Source organism: Candidatus Clostridium eludens, from assembly GCF_045310515.1.
GTDB lineage: Bacteria > Bacillota > Clostridia > Clostridiales > Clostridiaceae > Clostridium_B > Clostridium_B eludens.
In genome coordinates this window covers 1-11,444 of record NZ_JBJHZX010000009.1, presented here as the reverse complement: position 1 = coordinate 11,444, position 11,444 = coordinate 1, and the positions used below count along the sequence as shown (strand labels likewise).

Here is an 11,444-nt window from a genome sequence, read left to right as displayed (position 1 = left end):
TTTTACCATCTATAATATTAACTGTCAATAATTCCTCCTCCAATCAAGATATTTTCTTTATAAAATACTACAGACTGTCCCTTTGTGATTGCCCTTTGCTTTTCAGTAAACCTCACTTCCACCTTTCCTTCATCTATCTCACTTATTATTGCACTTGCAGGCTTAGCGGAATATCTTATCTTGGCCTGAACCTCCATTGGTGAAGTTAACTTTTCAAAAGGAAGAAAATTTACATCCTTTGCAATCAAATCTGTTTTAAATATATCCTCTTCACTTCCTAATACAACCTCGTTAGTATGGGGCTTTATATCTATAACATACATAGGCACCCCAAATGCTATACCTAGTCCCTTTCTCTGACCTATGGTATAGTAAACTATTCCCCGATGTTTTCCCAGTATATTTCCCTGTTTATCTACAAAGTTTCCTTCTTGTACTTTATTTTTCATGGCTCTCTTTATATAAGCTCCATGGTCATTATCTGGAATAAAACATATTTCTTCACTGTCTCTTTTAGAGTGGACCGTTAGTCCTATTTCTTTTGCTATTTCCCTTATTTCCTCTTTTCTATAAACTCCACAGGGCATTAAAATATGTGCCAGCTGAAATTGTGTAAGATTATACAGTGCATAAGTTTGATCTTTTTTATGATCTTTTGATTTTTTAAGTGTATATCTGCCATTAATTTTTTCTACAGTAGCATAATGTCCTGTAGCTACATAATCTGCTCCCAAATCCATTGACTTTTTTAACAACTCATCAAATTTTATATATTTGTTACAGGCTATACAGGGGTTGGGAGTTCTTCCCTCCATGTACTCACACATAAAATAATCTATTACATTGGCTTTAAACACATCTCTAAAATTCATGACATAATGGGGGATATCCAAATGATATGCTACCATTTTAGCATCATCTACAGCACTTAAGGAGCAGCATCCGCCTTCCATGTCCTCATAATAATCATCCTCCTGCCAAACCTGCATTGTTACACCAATAACTTCATATCCTTGTTTTTTTAAAAGATATGCTGCCACAGAACTATCTACTCCGCCGCTCATACCTACTACTACTTTTTTTGTCATTTTTATCACCTATTCTAATTTAAAATTTTCTAGAATTCCACTTTGCATTATTCGCCCTTAATGTAGATACTGTATCTTCTATAACATCTATTACATAATTCACTTCATCTTCTGTAGTTCCAGCTCCCAAAGTAAGACGAATTGAAGCTTTTGCCCTACTCTCAGGAAGTCCTATGGCCGTAAGTACATGAGATGGCTCCATGGCCCCTGCAGAACATGCACTTCCTGCAGATACACATATACCCTTGCTATCTAAGGCCATAACTAAAATTTCTCCATCTATGGAGTGAAAAGTTACATTTACATTCCCTGGAAGTCTATTGCTTTTATGTCCGTTTAACACAGTATCAGGTATTTTTAAGAGTCCATCTATAAGCTTATCCCTAAGACAAATTAGCCTTTTATTTTCACTACTCATATTTTTAACTGCGATTTCAAGTGCTTTTCCCATTCCAACAATACCCGCAATATTCTCTGTCCCAGCCCGTCTACCTCTTTCTTGAGAACCTCCATGAATTAAACTATCTATTTTAACTCCTTTTTTTATATACAGAACGCCTATACCCTTGGGCCCATAAAATTTATGAGATGACATGGATAAAAGATCTATATTCATATCTTTAACATCGATAGAAACATTGCCTACTGCTTGAACTGCATCTGTATGTAATAAAACTCCTCTCTTTTTACATAAAGCCCCTATTTCTTTTATAGGCTCTATGGTACCTATTTCATTATTGGCAAACATTATAGATACAAGCAGAGTGTCTTCCTTTATAGATTCTTTAAGCTTTTGCATATTCACTATTCCAAATTTATCTACAGGAAGGTAGGTAACCTGAAAGCCTTGTTTTTCCATGTACTTACAGGTATTTATTACTGCATGATGCTCAATACCGGTAGTTATTATACGTTTGCCTTTTTCTTCATTTGCAAATGCTACTCCTTTTATGGCCCAATTATCCGCCTCTGAACCTCCACTTGTGAAAAATATTTCATCCCTATTTGCATTTATGGCGGCTGCTATTTTTTCCCTAGCTCTAGTTATAGCCATTTTTGTATTCCTAGATATATGATAAACGGAAGAAGGATTACCAAAATACTCACTAAAATATAATTTCATTTCCTCTGTAACTTGTGGTTTTACAAAAGTTGTAGCTGCATAGTCCATATAAATTTCTCTACTCATTATTACATCACTCCTATATAGGCATCTTCAGATACCTAATTCTAAACTTGATTATAATAATTTTATTTTTAAATATAATTTTTGTCAACACAAGGTATTTTCGACTTAATTTTATTGCATAAAATCATTCCTTTATGATATTATAATTGTTATTATAAGGAAAGGAATTTAAATTACATGGATTTGAAAATTAAAATTAATATATATGGAAATAAGAATACTGCTCTACCTGTAACTCACTGCTGCAGCAATAAACATAGGTCTAATACTGACAAAAGCAAAACAAATTGTAATAGTTGTTCAAGGTGCAAAAACAACTGCGGCTCCTGTACTCCTTCGTCAAATGCTGACAATAATACGGACTTTATAAAAACGGACCAGTTATATGAAAACTTAAAAAAATTTCTCAGTGCAAGTGATGTATCAAGAAACATAGATATTAACTTTATAGACCTAGCAAAAACAGATTTATTAGATGAGGAAGGTGTTAAAGTGAGCCATGTTATACATAGAGGATTCAATCCACCCATAACCGTAATTGATGGAATAATACGATACTATGCAGGTATATCTAATATTCTAGTTTATAAGGATGTAAAAGAATTACTTGAATAACTAAGTGATAGAAATAAAAACAAGGCCTTTGGCCTTGTTTTACTCTATAAACTCTGATATAGCTGCACCTGGTGGAACCATAGGATGTACCTTTACCTTGGTGTCAACAACACATTCTATAATAACGGGTTCATTTAAACTTAAAGCTTCCTTTAAACATTCCTCTACTTCACTATTGGATTTTATTTTAAATGTCTTTATTCCATAAGCTGCTCCCAACTTCATAAAGTCTACCTCAGGACCAAATTCTGTGTGTGAAAATCTTCTATCATAGAACATATCCTGCCACTGGTGAACCATCCCTAAAGCATGATTATTTAAAAGCAACTGAACTATTGGTAACCTATACCTGGATATAGTAACTAACTCAGTGGAATTCATTTTAAAGCTTCCGTCTCCTGCTACATTTATTACTTTCTTGCCTGGATTGCCCATAATAGCACCTATAGAAGCACCAAGCCCGTATCCCATAGTTCCAAGTCCCCCTGAAGATACAAAAGTTCTCGGTTTTAAATATTTAAAATACTGTGCAGCCCACATCTGGTGCTGTCCTACTTCTGTAGTTACTATACAATCTCCATTAGTAATCTTATAAAGTGTTTCCATTATAAACTTAGGACTTAATTCACATTTATCTTTAAAAGGATCTTTTTCTTTCTCCTTCCACTGTTTTATTCTATCCATCCAGCCAGTACGCTCTGATTTATTCAACTTTTTATTTAGCTTTTGAAGTATATCCTTAATATCCCCTGTTACTGGCATATCCACATTTACAATCTTTCCAAACTCTTTTGGATCTATATCTATGTGAATGATTTTTGCATTTGGTGCAAAAGAAGATACTTTACTTGTAACTCTATCACTAAAACGGGCTCCTACAGCCATAAGTAAATCGGAATTACTTACCGCAAGATTGGAACATGGAGTACCATGCATTCCCACCATACCCATATAGTATTCATTATCTCCTGGAAAAGCACCTAGTCCCATGAGAGAACAGGTAACCGGTGAATCTATCTTTTGAATAAATTCCATAAGTTCCTCTTGTGCTCCAGATATAACTACTCCCCCTCCACAATATACTACAGGTCTTTCACTATTATTTATCATATCTACTACTTTATCTAAATCATTTTCATAGGACGTTTCCTTTGAACTTAAGTCCCCACATGAGCTGTTTTCCTGCGGCTCATAATCAATGTCTGCTGTCTGCATATCTTTAGGTATATCTACAACTACAGGACCAGGTCTTCCGCTAGCCGCTACCTTAAAAGCTTCTCTTACTATATTAGGTAAATTCTCTGGTTTGTCTACAATATAATTTTTCTTAGTTATAGAATCTGTAATACTTTTAGTATTTACTTCCTGAAAAGAATTCTTTCCTAAAAGATTTAAAGGTACTTGCCCTGTAAACACTACTATAGGAATGGAATCTGCGTAGGCTGTAGCAATTCCTGTTATTGTATTAGTTGTTCCCGGACCTGAAGTTACAATTGCTACCCCAACTTTTCCCGTTGATCTTGCATATCCATCTGCTGCATGAGTAGCCCCTTGCTCATGGGCAGTCAATATATGCTTTATTTCTTTTGTACTATACAATGCATCATAGATAGGTATTACGGTTCCTCCTGGATAGCCAAATATGGTATCCACACCTTGTTCTATCATACATTTTAATAATACTTCTGCTCCTTTCATCTTCATAATAATATCCCCCTTTAATTTATATATCTCTTCTAAATTTATAATTATTTACTATTTATCCAGGACATCATGGCCCTAAGTTTCTTTCCTACTACTTCAATAGGATGATTCTGCTCTTTTTTCCTCTTTGCAACAAATGAAGGTCTTCCTGTCTGATTTTCAAGTATCCAGTTTTTAGCAAAAGTACCGTCTTGAATTTCAGTCAATACTTTTTTCATTTCTCTTCTTGTATCATCAGTTATTATTCTCTTGCCTATACTGTAATCTCCATATTCAGCAGTATCGCTTATAGAGTATCTCATATAGCTTAATCCACCTTCATTCATTAAATCAACAATTAACTTCATTTCATGCATGCACTCAAAATATGCATTTTCAGGAGCGTATCCTGCCTCAACCAAAGTTTCAAATCCTGCTTTTATAAGCTCAGATACTCCTCCACAAAGTACTACCTGTTCTCCAAATAAATCTGTTTCTGTCTCATCTTTAAATGTAGTTTCAAGTACTCCTCCCCTTGTGCCGCCAATTCCTCTGGCATAAGCCAGTGCATAGTCCTTAGCTTTTCCACTATAGTCCTGATATACTGCATACAGGCAAGGAACCCCTTTTCCTTCAGCATATTCTCTCCTTACAATGTGTCCAGGACCTTTAGGTGCAACCATAATCACGTCCACATTTTTCGGTGGTGCTATCTGATTGAAATGTATATTAAATCCATGGGCAAACATAAGCACTTTTCCCTCTGTTAAATTATCCTTCACACTGTCAATATAAAGCTGCTTTTGTTTTTCATCTGGAATAAGGGTCATAATAAAATCAGCTTTTTTAACAGCATCTGCAGCTTCCATTACTTCAAAGCCATTTTGTTCAGCCTTTTTCCATGATTTACTGCCTTTATACAGACCGATTACCACATTAATTCCACTGTCTTTCAAATTTTGTGCATGAGCATGCCCTTGGCTTCCATAACCCAAAACTGCCACTGTTTTGTCTCTCAATAAATCTAAATTTGCATCTTCATCATAATAAATTTTTAAACTTCCCATTACATTTCCTCCCAAATAGTATTATCTTTTATACATTAAACGCATTTTCATTAGACTCACTTATTATGAAAAATTCAAAATAAAATATACAAAAATTATTAAGTCTTGCATATAACTTACAAAATATATATTTTACTAATAAACTCTACCTTAAAAATATGCATATAAAAAGGACCAAACACTCTTCCCCCTATGGGGCGAGAAGTTTGATCCGCGGTACCACCCAAATTTTTTACTTAATCTCATTAACGGCTTTGCCGGCAAAACTTACTGTAAGTTCAGTTTAACAACTCCAGGGTGATTTTCAATAGTATCCAATTTGTGAGCTTTCACCTAATCCCACTCTCTTTAAAATCTTTCACTATCTACTCTTCCCTATCACAGTTTTTATATTTTAAATTAACTAAAATAATTATAGAAATTTCTATTTGAACAAAGTTAATTAATATTTAGTATATGTGACGATAATAATACCTTACGTTTCAAATGTCAATACTTTTTTTAAATTTTAGAATTAAAAATTTTTTATTCACTCATTTTTTACAATATATTGAAAATTTAAAAATATATCATATATTTAATATATGCAATTTCATGTATAAAATTGCATATAAAAAAATAGGTATATGAATATCATACCTATTTTTTTATTATATTAAATATTAATATTGCTGAATTATTTAACTAAACAGCATCTCCACTATTGGAATCTTCAATAGTACTATTTTTATATCCATATGCAAAATAAAGTACTAGACCAATAACAAGCCATACTAAAAATCTCAATAAAGTTACATGTTGAAGATTATATATTAAAAAGAGACAAGCTGCAATAGAAAGAATAGGCGTAACAGGAGAAAACGGAACTTTAAATGCTCTTGGCCTGTCTGGTTCCTTCTTTCTTAAAACTATAACTGAAGCAGATACTATAACAAATGCTGCTAATGTACCTATATTAGTAAGTTCTGAAACTACTGCAATTGGAGTAAATCCAGCTATAATCATAGTTATAATACCAACAAGCAGCGTACTTCTTACAGGTGTATGGAATCTTTCATCAACATGCCCAAATACCTTTGGAAGAAGTCCATCTCTTGACATTGCAAATAATACACGAGTCTGCCCAAACAACATAACAAGTAAAACTGAAGTTAAACCACAAATTGCACCTACTGATACTAAAGCAGAACCCCAATTTATTCCTACCTGTTGAAGTGCAAAAGCTACCGGAGCTGCTGTTTCTTTAAATTTCAAATATGGAACCATACCTGTTAAAATAGCTGATACTACAATATATAATACCGTACAAATAATTAATGAAGCTATAATACCTCTTGGTAAATCCTTTTGAGGATTTTTAACTTCCTCTGCAGCAGTAGAAACAGCATCAAATCCTATGTAAGCAAAGAATATTATGGATGCACCCGAAAAAACACCTTTCCAGCCATAAGGCATAAATGGATGCCAGTTTGCAGGTTTCACATGACCTACTCCCAGGATTATGAACAAAAGTACTACCGCCAATTTAATTCCAACTATTACATTATTAGTTGTAGCGCTTTGTTTTACACCGATTACAAGTATAGCTGTTATAACTACAAGTATTAACACTGCCGGTAAATTTATTACTCCACCTTCAAAAGGTGCTTTTGTAATAGCTTTTGGAAGCTGTATACCTAAATCTAGAAGAATATTGGTAAAATACCCGCTCCACCCAATTGCCACTGTACCAACAGCAAAAGCATATTCAAGAATTAAATCCCAGCCTATAATCCAAGCCCAGAATTCTCCTAATGCAGCATAACCATAAGTATATGCACTTCCAGCTACAGGAACCATAGCTGCAATTTCTGCATAACATAACGCTGCAAAACCACAAGCAATACCTGCTAGTATAAAAGAAATTACAAGTGCAGGACCAGAATAATTGGCTGCTGCCAATCCAGTTAACACAAATATACCTGTACCTATAATTGCTCCAATACCTAACATGGTAAGCTCAAATGAACCCAATACTTTTTGTAAGGACTCTTTACCTGAAGCCTCTGTCAAAAGACTTTCAATAGGTTTTGTCCTAAAAATATTTTTCATACATCATTGCCTCCTTAACATTAAAATAAATATAAAGTAATATTACTTTTACATAATGAATACCCTAATTATAATACCACCATTTTTCATACAATTCAATATGATTTTAAGAAATTTTATTATCTTTTTTAATATTTTTATCACTATATAAACTTCATATTTTAATTTCTTAAAGAATTGTCAAATTTACATAATTGTAATTATTTACTTTAATTTTGATATAAAAGAAATATTTAATATATAAAGATTACAAAAATCATAATAAGTATAAAATAATTTATTCATATATATTTATTCTTAACACAAAAAATATAATATTATTAATTTTAAAAATATTCACTATATTAAGATATATGGAACATTTCATTACATCTAATATAATGATAGCATAAAGACCATGCTAAACTTTTTGCGAAATTTAGCACGGTCATTTATTCATTAATTAAATGCCATTCAATTTTGCCTTTTACATTTATACAAAAACTTTACTCATCAAGATCCTTTAAAATAAAAGTTTTATATTTTAGCCACCGTAAGCTTCTTTAAATACTGCAATTAAGTCTTCCTTAGTAGGAACTCTTGGATTATTAGGTGTACATCTGTCTGCAAGTGCAATTTCTCCCATAAAGTCTACCTTAGCCATAAAGTCTTCTCTGCTTACTCCAGCTTCACTTATGTTCATAGGAGTATTAGTTTCTTTTTTAAGTACATTTACTGCACATATAAGACTTGTTACTCCTTCTTTTACTGTAGATGCAGGTAATCCTAAAAATTCAGCTACTTCTCTGTATCTTTTTGCTGCTCTTGTTTCTATTCCACTTTCTAAGTTTGCATTATATTTTATAACATAAGGCATAACTATAGCGTTTGCTCTACCATGTGGTACATGGAAAGTTGCCCCTAGTATGTGAGCCAAACTATGGTTAATTCCAAGTCCTGCATTTGTAAATGCCATACCTGCCATACAGGATGCATTGTGCAATTTTTCTCTTGCTTCCATGTCTCCGCCATCCGCATATGCTTTTAATAAATACTGGAATACTGTCTTTATAGCTTTTTCTGCAAATGCATCAGTGAAGTCTGAAGCAATAGTTGAAACATAAGCTTCTACTCCGTGAGTTATAACGTCTATTGCAGTATCTGCTGTTATTCTGCTAGGTACTGTCTTAACAAAATCTGCATCTAATATTGCTACATCTGGTATTAATGCCTGATCAATTAAAGCTACTTTTTTCACTCCTGTTGTGATTATTGAGAAAGCTGTAACTTCTGAGCCTGTACCACTTGTAGTTGGAATTGCTATAAATAATGGTTTTGTATATCCTGAAGCATCGCCTTTGCTCTTCAATATTTTTAAACAAAAAGCCATTATACTCTTTGTTGCATCAATGGAGGAACCTCCGCCTAATGCTATTAAAGCATCCGGTTTGAAAGCTATCATACGGCCTACTCCGTCTGCAACTATACTAACTGGTGGATCTGGAACTATTTCTGCAAATATTTCATATTCTACATTAATTCTTGTGAATATATCTGTTATCTTATTTACAGCTCCTGATTTAACCATAAAAGGATCTGTTACTATAAGAGCTTTTTTTCCAGCCAAATTATTTAAATAATCTATGGAACCTTCATTCTGACATATGATAAGTCCCTCATTTTGTTCTTTTAAATTATTAAGGTATTCTACTGAACCTTCATCAAAGAATACAGTAGGTTTAATGCTAAATGTACTCATAAAAACCCTTCTTTCCTAACATTTAGTTATATTTTTATTTACTTTTCTATCCAGCCCTTCCGTGCCAGTACTTTTTTATCTATAACATTAATATATTCTTATATATTAAAGATTTAATTTAGACATTATAGCCTTTACTATAGCCTGTACATCTTCATTATCTTCTGGTTCTACTGGTGCACTTGATGAAGTTGCTCCTACTTCACCATAAGCTTCCTTAAATACTGCAACTAAGTCTTCCTTAGTAGGAACTCTTGGATTGTTAGGTGTACATCTGTCTTGAAGAGCAATTCCTCCCATAAAATCTACCTTAGCCAAGAAATCTTCTCTACTTACTCCAGCTTCACTTATGTTCATAGGAGTATTAGTTTCTTTCTTAAGTTCATTTACTGCATTTATAAGACTTGTTACTCCTTCTTTTACTGTTGAAGCAGGTAATCCCAAAAATTCTGCTACTTCTCTATATCTTTTTGCTGCTCTTGTTTCTACTCCACTTTCTAAGTTTGCATTATATTTTATAACATAAGGCATAACTATTGCGTTTGCTCTACCATGTGGTACATGGAAAGTTGCCCCTAGTATGTGAGCCAAACTGTGGTTAATTCCAAGTCCTGCATTTGTAAATGCCATACCTGCCATACAGGATGCATTGTGCAATTTTTCTCTTGCTTCCATGTCTCCGCCATTTGCATATGCTTTTAATAAATACTGGAATACTGTCTTTATAGCTTTTTCTGCAAATGCATCAGTGAAGTCTGAAGCAATAGTTGAAACATAAGCTTCTACTCCATGAGTTATAACGTCTATTGCAGTATCTGCTGTTATTCTGCTAGGTACTGTCTTAACAAAGTCTGCATCTAATATTGCTACATCTGGTATTAATGCTTGGTCAATTAAAGCTACTTTTTTCACTCCTGTTGTAATTATTGAGAAAGCTGTAACTTCTGAACCTGTACCACTTGTAGTTGGTACTGCTATAAATAATGGTTTTGCATATCCTGAAGTATCGCCTTTGTTCTTTAATATCTTTAAACAAAATGCCATTATACTCTTTGTTGCGTCAATTGAAGAACCTCCGCCTAGTGCTATTAAAGCATCTGGCCTGAAAGCCATCATACGTCCTACTCCGTCTGCAACTATACTAACTGGTGGATCTGGAACTATTTCCGCAAATATTTCATATTCTACATTAATTCTCTTGAATATATCTGTTATCTTATTTACAGCTCCTGATTTAACCATGAAAGGATCTGTTACTATAAGAGCTTTTTTTCCTGCCAAATTATTAAGGTAATCTATGGAACCTGAATCACAACATATGATAAGTCCCTCATTTTGTTCTTTTAAATTATTAAGATATTCTACTGAACCTTCATCAAAGCATACAGTAGGTTTAATGCTAAATGTACTCATTAAAAACCCCTCTTTCCTAACTATTCAGTTATATTTTATTTATTTTTCTATTCAGCCGTGCCGTGCTAGTACTTTCTTATCTATAACCCCATAATATTTCTTATATATTAAAGATTTAATTTAGCCATTATAGCTTTTACTATAGCCTGTACATCTTCATTATCTTCTGGTTCTGCTGGTGCACTTGATGAAGCTGCTCCTACTCCAAATGTTGCTCTTACGTCATCTACTGTTATAGTTCCATAAGCTACTTTTCTTATATTGTATAAGTTTTCTGGTCCTACGTTATCTGAAGTTGCACTTCCACCTACTGCTCCGCAACCTAATGTAAGTGATGGTATAAGATTTGTAGTTCCGCCTATACCTCCAAGTGATCCTGGTGAATTTACAAGTATTCTTGATACTGGTTTCTTTAATGCAAATTCTCTTATGATCTCTTCGTTAGTTGAGTGAATTATTAATGTATGTCCCTTTCCTTGGTTTTTAAGAAGAGCAAGAGATTTTTCACATGCTTCATGCCAGTCTTCTACTGTATAGAATGCAAGTACTGGAGCTAATTT

At 33.4% G+C, this 11,444-nt stretch carries 8 protein-coding genes, 1 pseudogene and 1 other annotated feature; of the genes and pseudogenes, 1 reads left to right on the top strand and 8 read right to left on the bottom strand.

Annotated features, from left to right (window positions below; genetic code table 11):
- Positions 1-17: 17 nt before the first annotated feature.
- Both mnmA and nifS read right to left on the bottom strand, forming a co-directional pair.
- Entirely contained in the window at positions 18-1,088 is a 1,071-nt protein-coding gene (gene mnmA, locus ACJDU8_RS07595; RefSeq protein WP_406791551.1) for a tRNA 2-thiouridine(34) synthase MnmA, read from the bottom strand.
- Between the two features lie 19 nt (positions 1,089-1,107).
- Positions 1,108-2,277, bottom strand: a complete 1,170-nt coding sequence (gene nifS, locus ACJDU8_RS07590; RefSeq protein ID WP_406791550.1) for a cysteine desulfurase NifS — start codon at positions 2,275-2,277, stop codon at positions 1,108-1,110.
- A 177-nt stretch (positions 2,278-2,454) separates the two neighbouring features.
- Between nifS and ACJDU8_RS07585 the strand changes: the two genes are divergently transcribed.
- Positions 2,455-2,892, top strand: a complete 438-nt coding sequence (locus ACJDU8_RS07585; protein WP_406791549.1) for a hypothetical protein — start codon at positions 2,455-2,457, stop codon at positions 2,890-2,892.
- A gap of 39 nt (positions 2,893-2,931) precedes the next feature.
- On the opposite strand, the gene ilvB is transcribed toward ACJDU8_RS07585, so the two are convergent.
- The 6 genes and pseudogenes from ilvB to ACJDU8_RS07555 form a co-directional block, all read right to left on the bottom strand.
- On the bottom strand, positions 2,932-4,596 hold the full coding sequence (gene ilvB / locus ACJDU8_RS07580; protein ID WP_406791548.1) for a biosynthetic-type acetolactate synthase large subunit: 1,665 nt from the start codon (positions 4,594-4,596) through the stop codon (positions 2,932-2,934).
- A gap of 44 nt (positions 4,597-4,640) precedes the next feature.
- Positions 4,641-5,642: a ketol-acid reductoisomerase gene (gene ilvC / locus ACJDU8_RS07575; RefSeq protein ID WP_406791547.1), complete on the bottom strand. Its 1,002-nt coding sequence runs from the start codon at positions 5,640-5,642 to the stop codon at positions 4,641-4,643.
- Between the two features lie 190 nt (positions 5,643-5,832).
- Positions 5,833-6,033 (bottom strand) — a binding site (T-box leader).
- A 293-nt stretch (positions 6,034-6,326) separates the two neighbouring features.
- A complete protein-coding gene (bcaP, locus tag ACJDU8_RS07570) occupies positions 6,327-7,733 on the bottom strand; it encodes a branched-chain amino acid transporter BcaP (RefSeq protein WP_406791546.1) in 1,407 nt (468 codons plus the stop codon).
- A 523-nt stretch (positions 7,734-8,256) separates the two neighbouring features.
- Positions 8,257-9,471 (bottom strand): 1-propanol dehydrogenase PduQ, encoded by a 1,215-nt coding sequence (locus ACJDU8_RS07565; protein ID WP_406791545.1) that lies wholly within the window; start codon positions 9,469-9,471, stop codon positions 8,257-8,259.
- A 105-nt stretch (positions 9,472-9,576) separates the two neighbouring features.
- The gene (locus ACJDU8_RS07560; protein ID WP_406791544.1) at positions 9,577-10,884 is read right to left on the bottom strand and encodes a 1-propanol dehydrogenase PduQ; all 1,308 of its coding nucleotides are present in this window, start codon (positions 10,882-10,884) and stop codon (positions 9,577-9,579) included.
- Positions 10,885-10,991: 107 nt separating this feature from the next.
- Positions 10,992-11,444, bottom strand: a pseudogene (locus ACJDU8_RS07555) (acetaldehyde dehydrogenase); the annotation flags it as partial.